Source organism: Corynebacterium atrinae, assembly GCF_030408455.1.
GTDB classification, from domain to species: domain Bacteria; phylum Actinomycetota; class Actinomycetes; order Mycobacteriales; family Mycobacteriaceae; genus Corynebacterium; species Corynebacterium atrinae.
This window is the reverse complement of record NZ_CP046977.1, coordinates 781,626-802,734: the sequence shown is the minus strand read 5'-3', so window position 1 is coordinate 802,734 and position 21,109 is coordinate 781,626. Positions and strand designations below refer to the sequence as shown.

Genomic DNA, 21,109 nt, shown 5'->3' with positions numbered 1-21,109 from the left:
ACGAACAGTATGATCTATGTCACCTATTGGAAGCTCAAAACGGTGGATTTCATGGGCTCCCCACTGACGGACACCTCAGGTAGGTCGAACATCTTGGAGAGGAAGTCGGCGACCCATTGCAGCAGGTCAACGTCGCGGAGGTTGGGTTGGCCTGCGCCGTTGCCGGTCTTGGGGAAGGACACCTGGATGGCTTTGGCGGCGGCCCGATAGGTGGAGCCGGAAAAGAGGCGTTTGAGGCGGACTTGTTTGGAATCGGGCAGGTCGACGGGGTGGATTTTGATGCGGGTGCCCTGGACGATGATGTCGCCGACCCCGGCGCGCCGAGCCTGGTGGCGCAGGCGTGCGACGGCCAGCAGGCGAGAGACGGGTTCGGGGACGGGGCCGTAGCGGTCTTCCATCTCTTCGACGACGAGCTGGAGGTCGGCGTCGCCGGTGGAGGCGGCGAGCTTGCGGTAGACCTCGAGGCGGAGGCGTTCGGAGTTGATGTAGGACTCGGGGATGTGGGCGTCGACGGGGAGGTCGATGCGGATTTCCTTCGGACCTTGGTCGGTGGCGTCGGGCATTTCGCCGCGGGCTAAGGCCTTGTAGACCTCGACGGCCTCGCCGACGAGGCGGACGTAGAGGTCGAAGCCGACGCCGGCGATGTGGCCGGATTGTTGGGCGCCGAGGACGTTACCGGCGCCGCGCATCTCAAGGTCTTTCATCGCGACGGCCACGCCGGCCCCGAGGTCGTTGTTCTGGGCGATGGTGGCCAGGCGGTCGTAGGAAGTTTCGGTGAGTGAGGCGCCCTTGGGGTAGAGGAAGTAGGCGTAGCCGCGCTCGCGGGATCGTCCGACGCGACCGCGCAGCTGATGGAGCTGGGAAAGGCCCATGTGGTGGGCATTTTCCACGATGAGGGTGTTGGCGTTGGCGATGTCGAGGCCGGTTTCGACGATGGTGGTGCAAACGAGGACGTCGTATTCGCGGTCCCAGAACCCTTGGACGGTGGATTCGAGCTGCTCCTCCCCCATCTGGCCGTGGGCGACGACGATGCGGGCTTCGGGGACGAGGTCGCGGAGCTCGCGGGCTTTCTTTTCGATGTCGGCGACTTTGTTGTGGATGAAGAATACTTGGCCGTCGCGAAGCAATTCGCGGCGGATGGAGGCGGCGATCTGCTTGTCCTCTTGGGCGCCGACGTAGGTGAGGACGGGGTGGCGGTCCTCGGGGGGTGTGAGGATGGTGGTCATCTCGCGGATGCCGGCCATCGACATTTCCAGGGTGCGCGGGATCGGGGTGGCGGACATGGTGAGCACATCAACGTTGGTGCGCAGGGCCTTGATGTGCTCTTTGTGTTCGACGCCGAAGCGCTGCTCCTCATCGACGACGATGAGGCCGAGGTTCTTCCAGTGCACGCCCGTCTGCAGGAGGCGGTGGGTGCCAATAACGATGTCGACGGACCCGTCGCCCAGACCAGCGAGGATCTCCTTCGATTCCTGCCGGGAGGTAAAGCGCGAGAGCCCGCGGATAGTGATGGGGAAACCCTGCATCCGTTCGACGAAGGTGGCCAGGTGCTGCTGGGCGAGCAGGGTCGTGGGCACGAGGACGGCGACCTGCTTGCCGTCTTGCACGGCCTTGAAGGCGGCGCGGACGGCAACCTCGGTTTTGCCGTAGCCGACGTCGCCGACGATGACCCGGTCCATGGGGACAGTCGCCTCCATGTCGGTTTTCACGGCGTCGATGGCCAGCATCTGGTCCTCGGTCTCGACGAAGGGGAAGTTATCCTCCATCTCCTTCTGCCAGGGCGAATCGGGGGCGAAGGGGTGGCCGGGGGCGGCCTGGCGCTTAGCGTAAAGCTCGACGAGTTCGCCGGCGATTTCACGGACGGCGGCGCGGGCCTTCTTCTTGGTGTTCTTCCAATCGGAGCCGCCCATCTTCGACAGAGTCGGGGATTCGCCGCCGGAGTATTTCGACAATAGGTCGAGGGAATCCATGGGGACCCACAGCTGGTCGGCGGGTTGGCCGCGTTTGGCGGGGGCGTATTCGAGGACAATGTATTCGCGGCGGCTTTTCTCATCGCCGGCGTTGATGCTGCGTTCGGCCATCTTGAGGAAGCGGCCGATGCCGTGGGTTTCGTGCACGACGAAATCGCCGGTCTTCAGGGCGAGGGGGTCGACGCGGTGGCGTCGCCTGGCGGGCCGTCGCTTGGCCCCGGCGATGTCGCCGACGCGGTTGCCGGTGAGGTCGGTCTCGGTGATGACAACTAACGGGAGGGCTTCGGCGTCGCGGTGTTTGCGCACCTTGGGGAATACGACTCCGGCGTGGCTGAACGCCTGGTAGAGGGTGACTTCGCCGGGGGACGGTTCCCATCCGGGTGTGGCCACGCGGGCGGGGATGCCCTGCTCGGCGAAGCGATCCACCATGCGTTTGATCGCGCCCTGGGCGGGGGCGATGAAGGCCGCGCGTCCGCCGGAGGAGGTGTGGGCGAGCAGGAGGGACATCATGGCGGCGATCCCGTCGGCATCGCCACGCGGGGTGGGGCCGGGCTCGAAGTCGAGCGGCAGGGTGTCCCCCTCCGCGCCTTCGAACATGCCGGGCGGGGAGAAGGTCCACCAGCTCAAGCCCGCCTGACGCACGCTGACCTCGAGCGATTCATAGGAACGGTAGGACGACGCGGACAGGTCGAGGCCCTCCGCGGCGATCGGGCCGGTCGCGCCCATCGCGGCGGCCTCCCAGCCCGCCGCGAGAAACTCGGCGTCGGTGGCTTCCAGGTCGGCGATGCGCCGCCGGATCTTCTCCGGCGCCACGAGCACCACGTGCGTCCCCTCCGGCATCAACTCCGGCAAGGTCCGCATCTGCTTATCGACGAGCGCGGGAATCAACGCCTCCATGCCATCGGCAGGAATGCGGTCGGAGACCTTCGTCAACAACTCCACCAAGGTGGCGTTGCCGGGGTGCTCAAGGGCGAGCTCCCCGGCGCGCTTGGCAATCGCTTGAGTGATGGGCAGCTCGCGGGCCGGGTAGACCTCCACCTGGGAGACTTCGGCATCGGGGATGGTGCGCTGATCGGCGACGGCGAACTGGCGAATATCAGTGACCTCATCACCCCAGAACTCGACGCGGACGGGGTGATCGGCGGTCGTCGGAAAGATGTCGAGGATGCCGCCGCGGGTAGCGAACTCACCGCGCCGAGCCACCATGTCCACGTGGTGGTAAGCGCGGAACACCAACTGCTCCGTGAGGGCGGAGAAGTCATACTCCTGGCCCTGGGCGAGCCGAATCGGCTCGCGGCCCTCCGCGGATTCGAGGAGGGGCTGGCAGAACCCGCGGGCGGCGGTGACGACGACGGACACGCGGGCGTCGATAAGCTGGTCTAAGACCTGCGCCCGACGGCCAATCGTGTCGGCGCCCGGGCTGAGCCGCTCATGCGGGAGCGTCTCCCACGACGGGAACCACGCCACCTTGTCGCCGAGCAGCGCCCGCAACTCCGCCGTGAGATCCTCCGCCTCCCGGCCCGTCGCCGTGACGACGAGGACCGGCGAGTGCTGCGCCAACGCCCCCACCGCCCACGGCCGCGTCTGATCAATCCCCTGCAGGTGCAACTGCGGCTCGCCACGGTGGGTGAGCATGCCCTTCAGCTTCGGATCGGTCGCCGCCACCTTGAGCAGCCCCGCCAGCATTGCCGTCACTACTTCTCCCCTGAGAGTTCCTGCATAACAGCCTCGGAGAGTACGGGATGCGGCTCCATTCCCGCCAAACCATTCCAACTCAAATTGACGATATGCGCCGCCACCACCTCCTTCGCCGGCTCCCGCTCATCCAGCCACCACTGCGCAGTCATCGACACCATGCCCACCAACGCCTGCCCATACAGAATCGCCGCGTCCGGATCAAGGCCCTGACGCTCGAAGGAATTGCCCAAAATATGCGAGACCTGGCCGACCGCCGTATTCAACAATGTGGAATAGGACTTATCCTGACCCGGCACCGAATCGCGCACGAGGATGCGGAAACCATCGGTTTCCTCCTCGACATAGGTGAGCAACGCAATCACCGCCTGCTCAATCCGATGCCGCGAACGCCCCTGAGACAGCGCCTGCATAATCAGCCGCTCCAGGCTGAGCATCTCCCGATCCACGACAACTGCATAGAGCCCCTCCTTACCCCCAAAGTGCTCATAGACAACCGGCTTCGACACCCCCGCCCGCTGCGCGATCTCCTCCACACTCGTGCCCTCGAAACCACGCTCCGCGAAGACAGAACGGCCGATTGAAATGAGTTGCTCACGGCGTTCTTTGCCGGTCATGCGCTGTCGAACCATAGCTAACACCCTATCTTGCCGGGCGTTTCGGTTCACAGAACGGTGTCAGGTATCCTAGTCCTGCGAAACAATCGCAATTCCCCATGGTGTAATTGGCAACACTCTGGTTTTTGGTACCAGCATTCAAGGTTCGAGTCCTTGTGGGGAAGCTTTTCGCTGTGTGTGCGGCTAGCGGGGTTTGAGGTCGCGAGGAGGGCGTCGCGATCACGTCCTCGCGACGGGCTGATCGCGACCTGAGCGCAATTTTCAGAGTTCGCGGGGATAAAAAGCCCAGGACGCGAACTGCCAGTGGGGCTAAAAGTCGCGAGGAGGGCATCGCGATCACCTAGCACCGCTTGCAGAATTCGACCCGGAGGAATCTCATGAAGATCACCGTCATGAGCACCCGAAGCAATGGGTGGTGGTCATCTACTAGCGATGGCATCCCCGGCTTCGTTACGCAGACTCGCAGCCTGGCGGAGATTCGCGAGTATGCCCAGGATATTGCCGCTTTGTCCGGGTTTTCGGCTCGCGAGGTCGAGGAGGTGGAAGTTGACGTCCACGTCGTTGGGGAGCTCGGCAAACAAGCACGCGCTGCATGAGAAAAGCTCACCCTAATCCGCCAGGTGGAGTAAATCCCTAGAGCCACCTAGTGGGCGTGGCCCTCCATGGCTTGGACATCCGCTTCCCCACCAGGTTCGACGATGACGAACTGGCCCATCATGCCTTGATCCTCGTGGAGGAGCATGTGGCAGTGATACATGTACGGCATGGTGGGGTCAGGGTGCCAGCCGAATTCGACGGCGAGCTCGGCGGTGGCCCCCGGGGGAATGGCGACGGTGTCTTTCCATCCGCTGGTCATGACGGCGTCGGTGTCGGCGCCGTTGAGGGAGAGGACCTTGAATCGGGCGTTGTGAATGTGGAAGTTGTGGGGCCAGTCGGAGTTGCCGTTGGTAACAGTCCAGACTTCGGGGCCTTGGTGGTCGATGGTGAGGTCGACGCGGTTCATGTCCATGAGCTGGTCATTGATGGTGAAGGTGTTGAGGAGGAAGTCGCGGCGCTTGGAACCAGCGATGTTGGGCGTATCGGCGGCGGCGGGGTCGAGGGTGGCGGGCAGGGCGCCGACGGATGGGGCGTCGTCGGCTGGACCGGTGAGGCGGAGGAGGGTGAAGCCGTCTTGGAAGCCGAAGTTGGTGTAGTTCTCGCCCTCGGGGATGCCGAAGTTGCCGTCGAGGGGGATGGATTCAAGGTCGAGCTCCTCCCCTGGGGAAAGGTCAACGAGGATGTCGATGCGTTCGGCGGGGCTAAGCAACACCGATTCAACCTCCGATGGTGCGGGGAGGAGACCGGAATCGGAGGAGATGATGTGGAAGGGGCGGGCGTCGGAAAGCTGGAGGTGGTAGAAGCGCATGCTGGCACCGTTGATGATGCGGAGGCGGACGCGGCGGGTGGTGGCCGCGAAGGCGGCGTTGGTGATGCCGTTGACCAGCGGGGTGTCTCCAGTGAGGCCCAAGGTGGGGTCGATGGTTTCGTCGAGGCGGCCGTCGTCGTGGAATTTTGCGTCGGTGATGACGACGGGGATGTCGTCTACTCCATAGGTGCGGGGCAGGTCGAGGGAATCGCTGACGTCATCGTCGAGGATGAACATGGCGGCGAGCCCGCGGTAGCAGTGCAGGGCGGTGCGTTCGTGGGGGTGCGGGTGGTACCAGAGGGTGGCGGCGGGTTGGTTGACTGTCCACTCCGGTGACCAGGTGTGTCCGGGTTCGATCGGGGAATGCGGGCCACCGTCGGAGGCCGCGGGGAGTTTCATGCCGTGCCAGTGGATGGTGGTCATCTCGTCGAGGTCGTTGGTGATGTCGACGCGGATGTCATCGCCCCGGCGGGCGCGGAGGGTCGGGCCGAGGTGGGGGCCGTTGAAGCCCCACGTGGGGGTCAGTGGTCCGTCGGGGAGGATGGCAGATTCGCCGGCCTGCGTGGACAGGGTAAAGGTTCTCAGGCGACCGTCGAGACTGCCTTCGTCGATAGGCGGGATCGGCAGGGGGCGGGGTGCGCCGTCGTAGCCGCGGGGCGTGGGTTGGGTCGGCCCCGAGCAGGCCGCCAGAGCCGCTGTTCCCAGCAGCACCACCGTTCCGCGGAAGAAGACTCGACGGGACATGCGCAGGCGAGGGGTCATATCGACCAGACTAACCCCAGACGTGGGCGATCTCAGCGTGATATTTAGCCGTAGTTTCCGGGTGGGCACGCAGGCGCGACTTGAGGGTGTTCAGGCCGGAGATGTCGAAAATCTCTTGGTCATTCATGTCCTTGCCTAACCCACGTGCCGCGGCGGCGAACTCGGCGGGGAGGTCTACCCGCGGGAAGCGGGCGTCCAGGTTGGGGGTGAGGAAGAAAGGGATGGAGTAGCGGGAGGTGCCCGGCGCGGAGGGGACGACCCGGTGCGGGGTGGCGACGAGGTAGCCGTCGGTGGCGGCTTCGAGGAGCTCGCCGATGTTGACCACGAAGAGGTTGGGGACCGCCTCCACGTCAATCCACGAACCACCCTTGAGCACCTGCAATCCGGCCGAGCCCGGTTCCGGCAGCAGCAGGGTGAGCACCCCGGCGTCGTGGTGGGCGCCGACTCCCTGGGCCGCCTCCCCTTCCGAGGGGGCCGGGTAGTGGGCGAGCTTCATCATGGGGTGTGGGTGGTCGAAGATGTCATCGAAGTAGGTGGGTTCTTGGCCCAGCGACTCGGCCCAGGCCCGCAGGAGCTCTAATCCGACGTCTGCCAATAGGTCCTGCCACTCGTTGATGAGCGGCCTCATGCGTGGCAGGGCGCTCGGCCACGGGTTCGGGCCTTCAAGGATGCGCCAGGGGTGCTCCGTCAACCCGTCCACCAGGGCGGGCCGGTCGGCCCCGTAGTCGATTTGCTCGCGCCAATCCGTCTTGCCTTGGGTGAGTTCCTCGCCGAGGCGGGAATATCCGCGGTAGTGCGGGTTGTCGGTGAAGGCGATCTCCTCTTTCGCCGTCAGGGGGAGGGCGAAGAAATCCTTAGCCACCGCGAACAGCTCATCTTGCAATTCCGTGGGCACCCCGTGGTCAGCGAGGTAGAAGAAGCCGATGTCGTGGGTGACCTCCCGCAGGCGGGCTATTTCTCTATCTCGATTGGCGGGACCAAGGTCACCTAGAAGAGTAGACAGCGAAATAACGGGTAGGGAGGATTTCGGATGCGTCATGGGCTGTGTTTTCCTAGGTAGAGACGAAATGGTTCCGTGGAAACACAGGCTAGACTAAGCGGTCCATTTCGGAGTCTTTTTTATTCACCGCCGCAAGGGATGAACCAGCACCGTGGACCACCTCGAAGAACGCAACGCCCGCCGATTTATCTGGTCGAATGGCCTGCAGAACGTGGGCGATCAGATCGTCGCGGCGAAGACGGTTCTGCCGTGGCTGCTGCAGGCGGCTGGCACCCCGGGGTTTTTCATCGCGTTGCTCGTGCCAATCCGCGAGTCGGGTTCCATGCTCCCCCAGGCTGCCTTCACGCCGTGGGTGCTCACGCAGCGCTCACGCAAAAGAATCTGGGTAGTGGGTTCGCTCGGCCAGGCAGGGGCGGCGGCAGGAATCGGCGTCGCCGCTCTCGCGCTCTCGGGCACGGCCCTGGGCGTGGCGGTGACCCTCCTTTTCGCTGTCCTCGCCGTCTTCCGGGCCATGTGTTCCATCGCTTCCAAGGATGTCCAAGGGCGCACGATTTCCAAGGGGCGGCGCGGGCTCATTACTGGTCGGGCGGCGGCAGTGGGCGGGGCGGTGGCCCTAGCCGTTGGCCTGTTCCTGGAGTACTTGGGCACTGATATCCCGACGTGGGTGCTCGCCGCGCTCATCTTCGCCTCGGCGGGCGCGTGGGCGGTGGCGGGGGCTGTTTTCCACACCATCGAGGAGCCGGAGAACACCACCGAGCCGCAGAGCCTGGCCGACTCGTGGTGGACCGATACCTGGCTGCTGTTTGCCCAGGATCGCGATTTCCGCCGCTTCGTCATCGCCCGCTCGCTGTTGCTGGTGACGGCGTTGTCGACGGCGTTCATCGTCACGCTGAGTCAGGAAATCGGGCATGGCCTCACCGGCCTGGGCGCCTTCCTTATCGCCTCTGGTCTGGCCTCGGTAATCGGTGGCCGAGTGTCGGGCATCTGGTCGGATGCTTCTTCCCGCAACGTCATGGCGTTTGGGGCTCTCATCGGCTCGCTGCTGGTCCTCGGTTTGGTCGCGGCCGCCCAGTGGCTTCCCACCAGCGCCAGCGCCTGGGTGTTCCCCGCCGGGTTCTTCCTGGTCAACCTCGCCCACACGGCGATTAGGGTGGCTCGCAAGACCTACATCGTGGACATGGCGGAGGGCGATCAACGCACCCGCTACGTCGGGGCGGCCAACACCCTAATGGGGATAATCCTCCTGCTTGTTGGCGCGCTCTCTGGCCTCGTGGCGCTGGCGGGGTCGTCGGCGGCGCTCATCTTCCTCGCCGCCATTGGCCTCGTAGGGGTGGCCGCGTCCCTTCGACTCAGGGAAGTCTCCGCTTAAAGTCTGGGTGCAGTTATATGCTGGTTTCGAACGAGCGCCCATTAATTAAGAGGAGACTCCCCCACGTGACTACCTTCACCGACTGCGCCGTCGTCGTCTTGGCTGCCGGAGCGGGCACCCGCATGAAGTCCACGAAGCAGAAGACATTGCATGAGATCGGGGGGAGGTCGTTGCTCTCCCATGCGCTCTACGCCGCCGCGGGAGTGAACCCGGAGCACATCGTTGCGGTCGTTGGGCATCAGCGCGAGCAGGTCGCCCCGGCGGTCAGTGCCGTCTCTGAAGAGCTGGGCCGCGATATTCTGCAGGCCGTCCAGGTTGAGCAGAACGGCACGGGCCACGCTGTCCAGTGCGGGCTCGAACCGATCCCGGGCTTTGACGGCACGGTCATCGTCACCAATGGTGATGTCCCGCTGTTGACGTCGGACACGATCCAATCGCTGATCGACGCCCACTCGTCAGCCGCCTCCGCCGTCACCGTCCTCACCATGCGGTTGGCAGATCCCACCGGCTATGGCCGTATCGTCCGCAACGATGACGGTGAGGTCACCGCCATCGTCGAGCAAAAGGATGCCACCGACGCGGAGCTGGAGATCGATGAGGTGAACTCCGGAGTGTTCGCCTTCGACGGGGCGATCCTGCGAGACGCCTTGACCAAGCTGGACTCCAATAATGCGCAGGGCGAGCTGTACCTCACCGACGTCCTCGGCATCGCCCGCAGCCTCGGGCACCCGGTCCGCGCCCACATCGCCCGCGATCCCCGCGAGCTGGCTGGTGTCAACGATCGGGTCCAGCTGGCCGACGCCGGGCGGGAACTCAACCGCCGCACCGTCGAGGCAGCCATGCGTGGCGGCGCCACCATCATCGATCCGGATAGCACTTTCATCGGAGTCGAGGTGCAGATCGGGCAAGATGTGGTCATCCACCCCGGCACCCAGCTGTGGGGCACGACGACTATCGGCAATAGCGCCATCATCGGCCCCGACACCACGCTCAGCAACATGGTCGTCGGCGAGGGTGCCTCCGTGATCCGCACCCACGGCAGTGATTCCACCATCGGGGCCAACGCCACCGTCGGGCCGTTCACCTACATCCGCCCGAAGACCGTCCTAGGAGAGGGCGGCAAGCTCGGCGGCTTCGTCGAGGCGAAGAACGCCCAGATCGGGCGCAACTCCAAGGTCCCGCACCTGTCCTACATCGGTGATGCCACCGTCGGAGAGGAGTCGAACATTGGGGCTTCGTCGGTGTTCGTCAACTACGACGGCGTCAACAAGCATCACACCACCATCGGTTCGCATGTGCGGACCGGTTCGGACACGATGTTTATTGCTCCGGTGACCGTGGGTGATGGCGCGTATTCCGGGGCAGGTACAGTAATCCGGGAGGACGTTCCCCCGGGAGCATTGGCCGTTTCGGGCGGGCCGCAGCGCAATATTGAAGGCTGGGTCGAGAAGAAGCGTCCAGGCACTCCGGCAGCCGAGGCGGCTGCTCACGCGCGTGCTCAAGACGCGACCACTGACGCAACCAACCAGGAAGGTTAAGCGGCAACCATGACTGCCCACTGGACTGAGAGCCACAAGAATATGATGCTGTTCTCCGGGCGTGCGCACCCGGAGCTCGGCGAAGCTGTGGCTCGTGAACTCAACTACGAGCTCACCCCCACCACCGCCCGCGACTTTGCTAACGGTGAAATCTTCATCCGCTTCGAGGAATCGGTGCGAGGCGCGGACTGCTTCGTCATCCAGTCCCACACCCAGCCGTTGAACAAGTGGCTGATGGAACAGCTCATCATGATCGACGCCCTGAAGCGCGGCTCCGCCAAGCGCATCACCGCGATCCTGCCGTTCTACCCCTACGCCCGCCAGGATAAGAAGCACCGCGGCCGCGAGCCGATTTCCGCTCGCCTGGTCGCCGACCTGCTGGCCACCGCCGGTGCGGATCGCATCGTCTCCGTCGACCTGCACACCGATCAGATCCAGGGCTTCTTCGATGGCCCCGTCGATCACATGCACGCAATGCCGATCCTCACGGATTACATCAGCAGCAAGTACTCCCTGGATAACTTGTGCGTGGTCTCCCCCGATGCCGGCCGCGTCAAGGTCGCCGAAAAGTGGGCCAACACCCTAGGGGCTGCCCCGCTGGCGTTCGTTCACAAGACCCGCAGCGTCGACGTGGCCAACGAGGTCGTGTCCAACCGCGTCGTCGGTGATGTTGAGGGCAAGGACTGCATCCTCCTCGATGACATGATTGATACCGGCGGCACCATCGCCGGCGCCGTCCGCGTGCTCAAGGAGGCCGGCGCGAAGTCGGTCGTCATCGCCTGCACTCACGGCGTGTTCTCCGACCCGGCCCGCGAGCGCCTCTCCGAGTGCGGCGCGGAGGAAGTCATCACCACCGACACCCTCCCGCAGTCCACCGAAGGCTGGAAGAACCTCACCGTGCTGTCCATCGCCCCGTTGCTGGCCAAGACGATCCATGAGATCTTCGAAAACGGCTCCGTGACCACCCTCTTCGAGGGAGAAGCCTAGCCATTTCGCTTATCGACGCCGCCCTGCGCCCCCTCGCCGACTCCACACGTGCGGCCGCGATGTCGGCATACATGCGGGAACGCTTCGCGTTCCTCGGTGTGCCCGCGCCCGCCCGACGGGCGGCGGTGAAGGAGGTGCTACGGGGGCGTCGGCAAGCAGTTGACTGGGAGCTGGTCGATGACTGCTGGGCGCGGCCCGAGCGCGAATTCCAATACGTGGCGTGCGATCACCTCAAGCAGGTTCCCCTCGGGCCAGATGACGTCGAGCGCCTCAAGGGCCTGGTTACGACTAAATCTTGGTGGGACACCGTCGACGCTTTAGCCACCACGGTCGGGCGGGCGGCGACGGCGGACCAGATGCTGGAGTGGGCCCGCGACGAGGACTTCTGGGTCCGGCGCGCGGCGATCCAGCACCAACTGGGCCGGCGGGAGGCCACCGACACTGCACTGCTGGACGAGATCCTCACCGCGAACCTGGGCTCGCAGGAGTTCTTCATCAACAAATCCCTGGGCTGGGCCCTGCGCGATTATTCCAAGACCAACCCGGAATGGGTGCGCGGCTTCCTGGCCAGGCATGAGGTTTCGGCGCTCACGCGGAGGGAAGCGGCGAAGTACCTTTAGTAGGTATGCCGCGCATCTACTCCCCGCTGGATATCTACCTTGACACCGAAGCTGACCGGCAAGACGTGTTCACCATGGTCTTTACCTTCAGCTTCTCCGGGAACACGCCCCCACGGTCACTGCTGCTCAGCCGTGGGCCGATGGATCCGCCCGGCGAGGTGTGGATCCAACCCGATGACGAGGAGCACGGCTTCCGGGCGAAGAACGTCCAATGGGAAACGCGCGGGCTGCTGCTGACCATCACTTTGTCGGAAGAAGACCGCTTCTACTGGGACAACTCGCGCTCCATGACCATTGAGCTGTTTGAGACCCGAGTCGACGGCATCAACAGCTGCCTGACCTCTATCTTTGAGCCGCCAGTTTTGGAGCCTCCGACGCAGCCGTGATAAAGTAGCCGCGTCTCGGCGAGGGCCCACTTCTGGGCCGTTATCGACGCGATCATGTGGTCTTTCATAGGCCTGCGATGACTCGACGAGGACACGTACCTCAGACCAGAGTCGGTCGCGGGCCCTCGGGCAGCGGTCGGCCTCAAATACCACGAAGGAGCTTGAAGCCTCATGGCTCAGTACCCCACTTTGACCGCCGCCAACCGCGAAGAGTTCGGCAAGGGCTTCGCCCGTCGTCTCCGCCGCGCAGGCCAGATCCCCGGCGTCATCTACTCCGGCCACTCCGAAAACGTTCACTTCGCTGTGGACCGCCTGGAGTTCACCGCTGTTGTTCGTAACCATGGCTCCAACGCCATCGTCGAGTTCGACATCGATGGCGAGAAGCACCTCACCATGGTCAAGCACATCGACCAGAACGTGCTGACCTTCGACATCGACCACGTCGACATGCTGGCCATCAACCGTGACGAGCGCGTCGAGGTTGAGGTTCCGATCGTCGCCGAGGGCGAGGTCTTCGCCGGCGCCATGCTCATCCAGGAAGCCGACACCCTGCTCGTCGAGGCCGACGTTCTCTCCATTCCGGAAGAGCTCGTTGTCTCCGTCGAGGGCATCGAGGCTGGCAACGTCGTCACCGCTGGCGACATTGCTCTGCCGGAGGGCGTCACCCTGGCCAACGATCCCGAGATGCTCGTCTTCAACATCACCTTCGAAGAGGTTGCTGAAGTTCCCGAAGAGGGCGAAGAGGGCACCGAGGACGCTGTCGGCGAGGCCGGCAAGGACGAGGGCACCGAAGAGGGCTCCGAGAACGACAACTAGTTTCGGTTTGATTACCCCCGCTCAGGCGGGGGTTTTCCCGATTCTAGGGACCGGTTGTGGTTTGCTGTAGGGCGTGACTGATTCCCCGCTCCTCATCGTCGGCCTGGGCAACCCGGGCGCGCAATACGCCCCCACCCGCCACAATGTCGGCGTCATGCTTATCGACGAACTCACCTCCCGCACCTCCCCCATGCCCGCCACATTGGCGGTGCACAAGCGCACCAACACGGAGATCGCCGAGACGCGGCTGGGTGGGCGTCGCGTGATTCTCGCCCGAATGCGTTCCTTCATGAACGTCTCGGGCGGGCCGGTAAAGGCCCTAGCGAACTTTTTCAAGGTAGAGCCAGCCAACCTCGTCGTGGTGCACGATGAGTTGGAGTTGGATTTCGGCCAGGTACGTCTCAAGTTGGGCGGCGGGGATCACGGCCACAATGGGTTGAAGTCAGTATCGAAGTCGTTGGGCACCAAGGAGTACCAGCGCCTGGCCATTGGTATCGGCCGCCCGCCGGGGCGAATGGATCCCGCTAGCTTCGTCCTCAAGCCCTTTAGCAGCAAGGAGGCGGCCGAGCTGCCCTTCGTGCTCGGTGATGCTGCGGACGAATTGGAACGAAGCTTGTAGAAAGGTAACATGCGCCTCGCCACTCTTCGTTCCGATCACGGAACCTTCGCCGCCCGAATCGAGTCCCCCACATCGGCCGTCCCCATCGCCGACTATTCCGATGTGGGCTCGCTCCTCCAGGAGGCCGAGTGGCGGGAGATCGCTGGACGCGATGCCGCCCCGGTCACCTTCGCTGAACGGGACCTGGCCCCCGTCATCCCCCATCCCCGCAAGATCATCTGCGTCGGCGTTAACTACGCCGACCACATCAAGGAGATGGGCCGCGAAACCCCGCAGGTTCCCACCCTCTTTATCAAGTTCGCCGACGCCCTGACCGGGCCTTTCGACGATGTTCACGTCCCCGACTACGCCAGGAACGCCCTGGATTGGGAGGGTGAGCTGGCGGTCATCATCGGTCGGCGCGCCCGCCGAGTGGCGGCAGCCGACGCTGCAGACTACATCGCCGGATACGCCGTGATGGATGACTACACCATGCGGGACTACCAGTACCAGACCTTGCAGTGGCACCAGGGCAAATCCCTTGAAGGCTCCGCCGGGTTCGGCCCGTGGATGACCACGGCCGACGACTTCGACTTCGGAGACAACCGGCTCACCACTCACCTCAACGACGAGTTGATGCAGGACGCCCGAATCGACGACTTGGTGTTCGAGCCAGCTACGCTCATCGAGCACATCTCGCACATCTACCCGCTGGATCCCGGCGACGTCATCGTCACCGGCACCCCGGGCGGCGTGGGCCACGCCCGGGATCCGAAGCGCTATATCGGCGACGGCGACGTGGTCACGATCGCGATCGACGGGCTAGGCCGGATCGCCAACAAGACGGTGTTTGACTAGCGTCAGCGATCCAGGGGCGTAAACAGCCACCAGCGGTAGAGCTCCACGGTGTCGTCCCAGAGGTAGCGCACATAGTCCGGGAGCCACGTCATGGTCGACGACGCTCGGTCGGACGTACCGAAGTAGGTGTCAAACATGTCCCACAGCGTGGCGATGGTGTCTGGATCAGGCATAGCGTTCATTTCCTCTAGCTCAGCTCAGCCGCTTCGATGCGGCGGGGGTAGATCTGCGGGCGGGCTCCGGCGACCTCTTCGACGATGCGCACGACCTGATTGGAGTAGCCGAACTCGTTGTCGTACCAGACGTAAACCACGAGGTGCTTGCCGGAGGCGATGGTGGCCAGGCCGTCGACAATGCCCGCGTAGGTGGTGCCCACGAAGTCGGTGGAGACGACCTCCGGGGAGTGGATGTAGCTGATCTGCTGGCGCAGGTCGGAGTGCAGGGAGACCTTGCGCAGGAAGTTGTTCACCTCGTCGCGGTCTACTACCTTCTCCAGCGTCAGGTTGAGCACTGCCATGGAGACGTCCGGCGTGGGGACGCGGATGGCGTTGCCGGTGAGCTTGCCTTCGAACTCGGGCAGCGCCTTGGACACGGCCTTGGCGGCGCCGGTCTCGGTGATGACCATGTTGAGGGTCGCGGCGCGTCCGCGGCGGGTGCCCTTGTGGAAGTTGTCGATGAGGTTCTGGTCGTTGGTGAACGAGTGCACCGTCTCGACGTGCCCGTGCTCCACCCCGTAGCGATCATTGAGCACCTTGAGCACCGGCGTGATGCCGTTGGTGGTGCAAGAGGCGGCGGTGATGATCTTGTCTTCGTCGGTGATCTTGTCGTGGTTGATGCCGTAGACGACGTTGAGCAGGTCGCCCTTGCCCGGCGCGGTGAGCACGACGCGGCCCACGCCCTTGGACTCGAGGTGCTGAGACAGCCCTTCCCGATCGCGCCAGCGGCCCGTGTTGTCGACGACGATCGCGTTGTCGATACCGTAGGCCGTGTAGTCCACTTCGGCCGGCGAGTTGGAGTAGATGACCTGAATCTTGGTGCCGTTGGCCCAGATGACGTCGTTTTCCTCATCGACGGTGATGGTGCCGTCGAAAGCCCCGTGGACCGAGTCGCGGCGCAGGAGGGAGGCCCGCTTGACCAAGTCGTCGTCGCTGTTCTTGCGCACGACGATGGCACGGAGGCGGCAGCCGCCGTAGGTGGCTTCGCGGGAAATGAGGATGCGGGCCAGCAGGCGACCGATGCGGCCGAAGCCGTAGAGGACGACGTCAGTGGACTCGTTGCTGGATCGGGTACCCACAATCTCCGCGAGTTCCTCATCGAGGTAAGCGCGCAGGTCGGTGCCACCGGACTTGGCAAAACCGGTCGCCAGGCGTCCGATGTCGATGGACGCGGTGCCCAGATCCATGTCGGCGAGTTCGCGCAGAACCGGAATCGTCTGCGACAACGGCATCTCGTTGTCCGCGACGCGGCGGGCGTAGCGGTGCGCCTTGATGATGTCGATGTCGGTGGCCCCGACGAGCAGACGTCCGAAAATGGAAACGACGACGTCATGGTTGCGGTGGAGCTGGCCGATCAGCGGCAGCATCTCCTGGGCCAGGGCGATCTTTTCGTTCCAGTTGTTCTGTTCAGTTTGCGCGTTCGCGGTCACTGCGATCCTTCCAAGATGGGGCGGGTGTGCCCGTCCAACCTTAGTAAACTACCCCCTGCTGGGGGCACAATCGGCTCAGAATCTCGGCCACGGAACCCCCACTGAGCTTTGCGACGTCCGTTCCCACCAGGCAGTAGGCATTTCCCACCGGATCCGCCTTCCGCAGGCCCGAAACCAGGGGTGAAAGAAAGGGGTAGATCGCAGGCATATCTTCGTGTGTCCGAGAGAAATCGGTAGCCAATCCGCGCGCCACGCGGCCCGAGAACGCCCGGCTGGCCACGGACTGCCCGCCTGCGGCGAGCAGTTCCCGGTTCGCGGGTGAGGTGCCGGCTTCGTCGGCAAGCAAAAACGCCGAGCCACAGGACACCGCGACAACGTGTGGCAGCTGCAGAAGCTTATCGACGTCCCCCTTCTCCCGCACTCCGCCCGCCGCCACGATCGGCAGGTCGGTGCGCTCGGCCACCGTGCGGATGAGCTCCTCGAGGGACCTGCCGTCGGGTTCTTCCTCAACGGTCCAGGTCGAACGGTGTCCGCCAGCATCCGGCCCCTGCACGACCAGCGCATCCGCTCCCACCTCTGCCGCCGTGACAGCATCGTCGGGAGTGGTGACCGTGATCCAAGCCGCGATGTCCCGTTCACGCAGCGCGTCGATCTCCTCCGCCGTAAACGGCCCGAACGTCGAGGACACCACCACCGGCGGATGCTCCGCGGCGAGGATCGCGGTGAACTTGGCGTCCCAATCGTTGGAGTAGTCCACCTCCGGGAGGGGCTCGCCGGGGGCGAGCTCGGCGGCGACCCGGCGGACGTCGATAAGCGAATCAAAGGGCTCCTGCTTAGCGAACAGGTTCACCCCATAATCCCCCTCTACCTGCTCCATCCACTCAACGAGCGTGCTGGCAGGTCCGCCGCCGGGAGCGAGGAAACCCAGCGACCCGGCGCGCGCAGCAGCGCTAACTAAACGAGGACTGGACGGGCCGCCGGCCATGGGTGCGACGAGCACTGTGGGGATCTTCATGGCTACAGGCTATGTGAGACACTAGCTTCCGTGTTCAACCTCTTTCGCCGCTTCCGCCGCCCCGCCGCTGCTCCCCCAGTTGATCTCACTGCCGATTGGATCGTCGTGGGATTGGGAAACCCAGGGCCCAAATACGCTGCGACCCGGCACAACGTCGGTTACATGGCGCTCGACGACCTCCTCGCCCCCGGCGGCGATCTCCTCTCACCACTGCCCGGGACGCCCGCTGAGGTCGCTTCCTTGGAGATCGACGGCCACTCCGTCCTCGCCGTCCGCCCAACGACTTTCATGAACCTCTCCGGCGAAACCATCGCCCCCCTTGCCGAACATCTTGGTGTCGCGGCCGACCACATCATCGTCATCCACGACGAACTCGATCTCCCCGCCGGAAAAGTCCGCCTCAAGCTCGGCGGCAACGAAAACGGCCACAACGGCCTGAAATCCACCACCGAGCACCTGGGCACCCGCGATTACCTGCGCGTACGCATCGGCATCTCCCGCCCGCCCGCAGGAATGGCCGTCCCCGACTACGTGCTCGGCACCGTGGACAGCGGCCCCGAACTGGACTCCTCGATCGCCTCCGCCGCTGACGCAGTGCGGCTCATCATCACAGAAGGCGTGGCGAAAGCTCAGAATGTGATTCACTCGCGCTAACGAACTGTCGGTACTCTTGACAAACTGTTGGGTTTTTACAACACTTGATGGCATGAGCCCAATCAGACGAGGTGAAAAACTACCGATCCACAACCGAATCGGAGTGTTAAGGGCCGAACATGGCCTCAGTCGCGCGGAGCTCGCCAAGCGCATCGACGTCAACCGACAGACGATCGGAGCCCTGGAGCGAGGAGACCACTACCCTAGCCTCGACCTCGCGTTCCGTATCTGCGAAGAATTCGGCGTGCCGGTGGAGGCCGTCTTCTCCCGAACCCCGTTCACGCCCATGTCCGCGGAGATCTACCGCAGTTCGCACAGCTAAGGAAAATGCCATGACCACGACAACTCACCTCACCCCCGCCGAAGAGAAATTCCAACGGCGCGTCGATCAGCTTTCTGGCTCGCTGCCCGCGTGGCGGACTCCCCAACACCGTCAACTCCTCGTCCGAGGCCTCTGGGCGACGATTATCGCCATGGCCATCACTTCCCTCATCAGCTACTTCTGGTTTCCCATCGCCCTCGCCTGGGTACCACTCGGACTGTTGGGAATGGTCCTGTGGACCATGCTGCGCACGGTAATCGACTGCAAGGACACGGCTCCGCTCCGTTTCCTCGACGAGTTCGAAGCCGAAGAATTGCTCAAAGCCAGGTCCCGGGCGTTCAACTTCGTGTCGGGTGCGCTGCTCGCCATGGCGTTCGTCTTGATCTTCGGAGCGGCCTTCACCTTTGGCGACGGTCATCGCCTCGCCTACGCGGTCGGCGGCTTCGGCATCTTCACGTTCTTGGCTGGCGGCGTGATCCCGGCGGCTCGAATGGCTCGCCTCATGGACGACGAGGACTAACCGCGTACCAAGAGGGCAATTCGAGAACCCTCATTAATCGAGTAGCTTCTTCCGCCCACTCGATTAATGGGTCAAGTCAAATCGCAGTTTTGGGTGGACCACCCCCAGCCCTACTTAGCCAGCTGCGCAATCAACCCTTCGAGGTCCTCCAGCACTCGGGCTACTTCCCCGGCGCGGCGTTCCTGCGGCGCGAAGCCATTGTTGTCGACGTCGGCGAAGAGGGAGAGGGAGACTTGGTTGCGGACGTCGTACTGCTGGAAGTTGGCGACGATTTGGCGCCATTGTTCGACGGCGCGGACGCCACCGTCGGCTCCATAAGAGACGAAGGCGACGGGCTTGCCGCGCCATTCGGCTCCGAGGCTGTCGTAGGCATTTTTCATGGGGCCGGGGACGCCGTGGTTGTACTCCGGGGTGATGAAGACAAAGCCGTCGCAGGCGTCGACGGCCTGGGACCAAGCGGTGACGGCCGGGTCGTCGTACTGTTTGTTTGCTGCGCCGGGGACAGTCGCGGAGGTGAGGAGGGGGACGCCGAAGGCCTTGAGATCGAGGAGCTCGTAGGTGGCTGGGCGGGCGTCGGAAAGCTCTTTGACCCAGTGGCCGACGGATTCGCCGAAGCGGCCTTCGCGGATGGACCCTATGACAATGCCTATATTCATGGAGTTCATCGTATCGAGTTCACCGGCTACGCTGTTCAGTCATGAGCACCACCACTGCCGAGGCGTCACGCCGCCGCACCTTCGCCGTCATTGCCCACCCCGACGCTGGTAAGTCAACGTTGACGGAAGCGTTGGCGTTGCACGCGCACATTATTAATGAGGCGGGAGCCGTCCACGGCAAGGGCGGGCGCAAGTCGACTGTCTCTGACTGGATGGAGATGGAGAAGGATCGCGGCATTTCCATTGCGTCGTCGGCACTGCAGTTTGAGTATGCGCCCGAGGGACATGTGGGCGAGCCGTACATGATCAACCTGGTGGATACGCCTGGTCACGCGGACTTTTCGGAGGATACCTACCGGGTGCTCACGGCCGTCGATGCGGCCGTCATGCTTATTGATGCCGCGAAGGGTCTCGAGCCGCAGACCCTCAAGCTGTTTCGGGTGTGCAAGGCGCGCGGGTTACCGATTGTCACGGTGATTAACAAATGGGACCGGGCGGGCCGGGAGCCGCTGGAGTTGGTCGATGAGATCGTCCAGGAGATCGGTTTGCAGCCGACGCCGCTGTACTGGCCCGTCGGCATTGCCGGTGATTTCCGGGGCCTGGCTCGCGTCGGGGATGAGGGCGAGGTGGAGCAATATATCCACTTCATCCGCACCGCCGGCGGTTCCACGATCGCCCCGGAGGAGCTCTACTCCCCTGACGAGGCGTTGGAGAAGGAAGAGGAGTACTGGGAGACGGCGGTCGAGGAGACCGAGCTGCTCACGGCCGATGGCGCCGTGCATGACCAGGAGCTGTTCGAGCAGTGCATCACCTCGCCCCTCATTTTTGCTTCCGCGATGCTCAACTTCGGTGTCCACCAGATCCTAGATACGCTGTGCGCGATTGCGCCCGCTCCGCGGGAGCGGACGGGTGATGCGGCGGCGGTGGCGGCGTCGGCAAGCGCTATCGATGAGGTGCGCAAGGTCGACGATCCTTTCTCCGGCGTGGTGTTTAAGGTGCAGGCGGGCATGGATAAGAACCACCGCGACACCCTCGCTTTCATGCGCATTGTCTCCGGCGAATTCGATCGTGGCATGCAGGTCACGCACGCGCAGTCGGGGCGCAGCTTCTCAACGAAGTACGCACTGACGGTGTTCGGCCGCACCCGTGAGACGGTCGAGTCGGCCTTCCCCGGCGACATCGTTGGCCTGGTCAACGCCGGTTCCCTGGCCCCGGGCGACACCATTTTCGCTGGCCGGAAAGTGCAGTATCCGCCGATGCCGCAATTCGCTCCGGAGCATTTCCGGACGCTGCGGGCGAAGTCGCTGGGCAAGTACAAGCAGTTCCGCAAAGCGCTGGAGCAGCTCGATTCCGAGGGCGTGGTGCAGATCCTGCGCAATGATGCCCGCGGCGATGCGAACCCGGTCATGGCGGCCGTCGGTCCCATGCAGTTCGAAGTCATGCAGGCGCGGATGGAAAACGAGTACAACGTGGAAACCCTCGCCGAGCCGATCCCGTACACCGTTGCCCGCCGCACCGATGCGGCCTCCGCAGCGGAGCTCGGCCGCCAGCGCGGAGTGGAGATTTTCACCCGCACGGATGGCGAGCTCATCGCCCTGTTCGGCGACAAGTGGAAGCTCGCCTTCGTGGAGAAGGAGCACCCCGAGCTGACCATGGAACCGATGGTGGCGGACTAG

21 protein-coding genes are annotated in these 21,109 nt (G+C 64.0%); 13 read left to right on the top strand and 8 right to left on the bottom strand.

Features of this window, described 5'->3' with window-relative positions; translation table 11 throughout:
• Positions 1-23 precede the first annotated feature (23 nt).
• Positions 24-3,656 (bottom strand): transcription-repair coupling factor, encoded by a 3,633-nt coding sequence (mfd, locus tag CATRI_RS04035; RefSeq protein ID WP_290220945.1) that lies wholly within the window; start codon positions 3,654-3,656, stop codon positions 24-26.
• An 8-nt stretch (positions 3,657-3,664) separates the two neighbouring features.
• Positions 3,665-4,297, bottom strand: coding sequence for a TetR/AcrR family transcriptional regulator (locus CATRI_RS04030; RefSeq protein WP_047252669.1), 633 nt, complete (start codon positions 4,295-4,297; stop codon positions 3,665-3,667).
• Between the two features lie 362 nt (positions 4,298-4,659).
• Here CATRI_RS04030 and CATRI_RS04025 point away from each other — a divergent pair, with 362 nt between their 5' ends.
• Positions 4,660-4,878, top strand: coding sequence for a hypothetical protein (locus CATRI_RS04025; protein ID WP_290219980.1), 219 nt, complete (start codon positions 4,660-4,662; stop codon positions 4,876-4,878).
• Positions 4,879-4,925: 47 nt separating this feature from the next.
• On the opposite strand, the gene CATRI_RS04020 is transcribed toward CATRI_RS04025, so the two are convergent.
• Together CATRI_RS04020 and CATRI_RS04015 are read right to left on the bottom strand one after the other, a co-directional pair.
• Positions 4,926-6,449 carry a multicopper oxidase family protein gene (locus CATRI_RS04020; protein ID WP_290219978.1) on the bottom strand — a complete coding sequence of 508 codons (1,524 nt, stop codon included), beginning with the start codon at positions 6,447-6,449 and terminating at the stop codon, positions 4,926-4,928.
• 10 nt (positions 6,450-6,459) lie between these two features.
• Positions 6,460-7,488 carry an isopenicillin N synthase family dioxygenase gene (locus CATRI_RS04015; RefSeq protein ID WP_290219976.1) on the bottom strand — a complete coding sequence of 343 codons (1,029 nt, stop codon included), beginning with the start codon at positions 7,486-7,488 and terminating at the stop codon, positions 6,460-6,462.
• A gap of 112 nt (positions 7,489-7,600) precedes the next feature.
• Here CATRI_RS04015 and CATRI_RS04010 point away from each other — a divergent pair, with 112 nt between their 5' ends.
• The 8 genes from CATRI_RS04010 (at position 7,601) to CATRI_RS03975 (ending at position 14,621) form a co-directional block, all read left to right on the top strand.
• On the top strand, positions 7,601-8,818 hold the full coding sequence (locus CATRI_RS04010) for an MFS transporter (protein ID WP_290219974.1): 1,218 nt from the start codon (positions 7,601-7,603) through the stop codon (positions 8,816-8,818).
• A gap of 65 nt (positions 8,819-8,883) precedes the next feature.
• The gene (gene glmU, locus CATRI_RS04005; RefSeq protein ID WP_290219972.1) at positions 8,884-10,356 is read left to right on the top strand and encodes a bifunctional UDP-N-acetylglucosamine diphosphorylase/glucosamine-1-phosphate N-acetyltransferase GlmU; all 1,473 of its coding nucleotides are present in this window, start codon (positions 8,884-8,886) and stop codon (positions 10,354-10,356) included.
• A 9-nt stretch (positions 10,357-10,365) separates the two neighbouring features.
• Positions 10,366-11,343, top strand: coding sequence for a ribose-phosphate diphosphokinase (locus tag CATRI_RS04000; RefSeq protein ID WP_290219970.1), 978 nt, complete (start codon positions 10,366-10,368; stop codon positions 11,341-11,343).
• A 2-nt stretch (positions 11,344-11,345) separates the two neighbouring features.
• The gene (locus CATRI_RS03995; RefSeq protein WP_353959741.1) at positions 11,346-11,963 is read left to right on the top strand and encodes a DNA alkylation repair protein; all 618 of its coding nucleotides are present in this window, start codon (positions 11,346-11,348) and stop codon (positions 11,961-11,963) included.
• A 5-nt stretch (positions 11,964-11,968) separates the two neighbouring features.
• Positions 11,969-12,349, top strand: a complete 381-nt coding sequence (locus CATRI_RS03990; RefSeq protein WP_290219967.1) for a hypothetical protein — start codon at positions 11,969-11,971, stop codon at positions 12,347-12,349.
• Between the two features lie 171 nt (positions 12,350-12,520).
• Positions 12,521-13,165, top strand: a complete 645-nt coding sequence (locus CATRI_RS03985) for a 50S ribosomal protein L25/general stress protein Ctc (protein ID WP_290219965.1) — start codon at positions 12,521-12,523, stop codon at positions 13,163-13,165.
• A gap of 73 nt (positions 13,166-13,238) precedes the next feature.
• Entirely contained in the window at positions 13,239-13,784 is a 546-nt protein-coding gene (gene pth, locus CATRI_RS03980) for an aminoacyl-tRNA hydrolase (RefSeq protein WP_290219963.1), read from the top strand.
• A 9-nt stretch (positions 13,785-13,793) separates the two neighbouring features.
• Complete coding sequence (locus CATRI_RS03975; protein ID WP_290219962.1) at positions 13,794-14,621, top strand: fumarylacetoacetate hydrolase family protein; 828 nt, start codon at positions 13,794-13,796, stop codon at positions 14,619-14,621.
• A gap of 2 nt (positions 14,622-14,623) precedes the next feature.
• Here the strand turns inward: CATRI_RS03975 and CATRI_RS03970 are convergent, their stop codons facing one another.
• Genes CATRI_RS03970 through CATRI_RS03960 form a run of 3 tightly spaced genes read right to left on the bottom strand, consistent with a single transcriptional unit; the run spans position 14,624 to position 17,281 of the window.
• A complete protein-coding gene (locus CATRI_RS03970; RefSeq protein ID WP_290219960.1) occupies positions 14,624-14,794 on the bottom strand; it encodes a hypothetical protein in 171 nt (56 codons plus the stop codon).
• A gap of 14 nt (positions 14,795-14,808) precedes the next feature.
• Positions 14,809-16,266: a glyceraldehyde-3-phosphate dehydrogenase gene (locus CATRI_RS03965; protein WP_290219958.1), complete on the bottom strand. Its 1,458-nt coding sequence runs from the start codon at positions 16,264-16,266 to the stop codon at positions 14,809-14,811.
• A gap of 40 nt (positions 16,267-16,306) precedes the next feature.
• Positions 16,307-17,281, bottom strand: a complete 975-nt coding sequence (locus CATRI_RS03960; protein WP_290219956.1) for a nitronate monooxygenase — start codon at positions 17,279-17,281, stop codon at positions 16,307-16,309.
• A gap of 99 nt (positions 17,282-17,380) precedes the next feature.
• On the opposite strand from CATRI_RS03960, the gene pth (CATRI_RS03955) reads away from it, so the two are divergent.
• Genes pth (CATRI_RS03955) through CATRI_RS03945 form a run of 3 tightly spaced genes read left to right on the top strand, consistent with a single transcriptional unit; the run spans position 17,381 to position 18,777 of the window.
• Complete coding sequence (gene pth / locus CATRI_RS03955) at positions 17,381-17,935, top strand: aminoacyl-tRNA hydrolase (RefSeq protein WP_290220941.1); 555 nt, start codon at positions 17,381-17,383, stop codon at positions 17,933-17,935.
• A gap of 52 nt (positions 17,936-17,987) precedes the next feature.
• Positions 17,988-18,257 carry a helix-turn-helix transcriptional regulator gene (locus CATRI_RS03950; RefSeq protein ID WP_290219954.1) on the top strand — a complete coding sequence of 90 codons (270 nt, stop codon included), beginning with the start codon at positions 17,988-17,990 and terminating at the stop codon, positions 18,255-18,257.
• A gap of 10 nt (positions 18,258-18,267) precedes the next feature.
• Positions 18,268-18,777: a hypothetical protein gene (locus tag CATRI_RS03945; protein WP_290219952.1), complete on the top strand. Its 510-nt coding sequence runs from the start codon at positions 18,268-18,270 to the stop codon at positions 18,775-18,777.
• 110 nt (positions 18,778-18,887) lie between these two features.
• On the opposite strand, the gene CATRI_RS03940 is transcribed toward CATRI_RS03945, so the two are convergent.
• On the bottom strand, positions 18,888-19,433 hold the full coding sequence (locus CATRI_RS03940; RefSeq protein ID WP_290219950.1) for an NADPH-dependent FMN reductase: 546 nt from the start codon (positions 19,431-19,433) through the stop codon (positions 18,888-18,890).
• Positions 19,434-19,474: 41 nt separating this feature from the next.
• Here CATRI_RS03940 and CATRI_RS03935 point away from each other — a divergent pair, with 41 nt between their 5' ends.
• The gene (locus CATRI_RS03935) at positions 19,475-21,109 is read left to right on the top strand and encodes a peptide chain release factor 3 (protein ID WP_290219947.1); all 1,635 of its coding nucleotides are present in this window, start codon (positions 19,475-19,477) and stop codon (positions 21,107-21,109) included.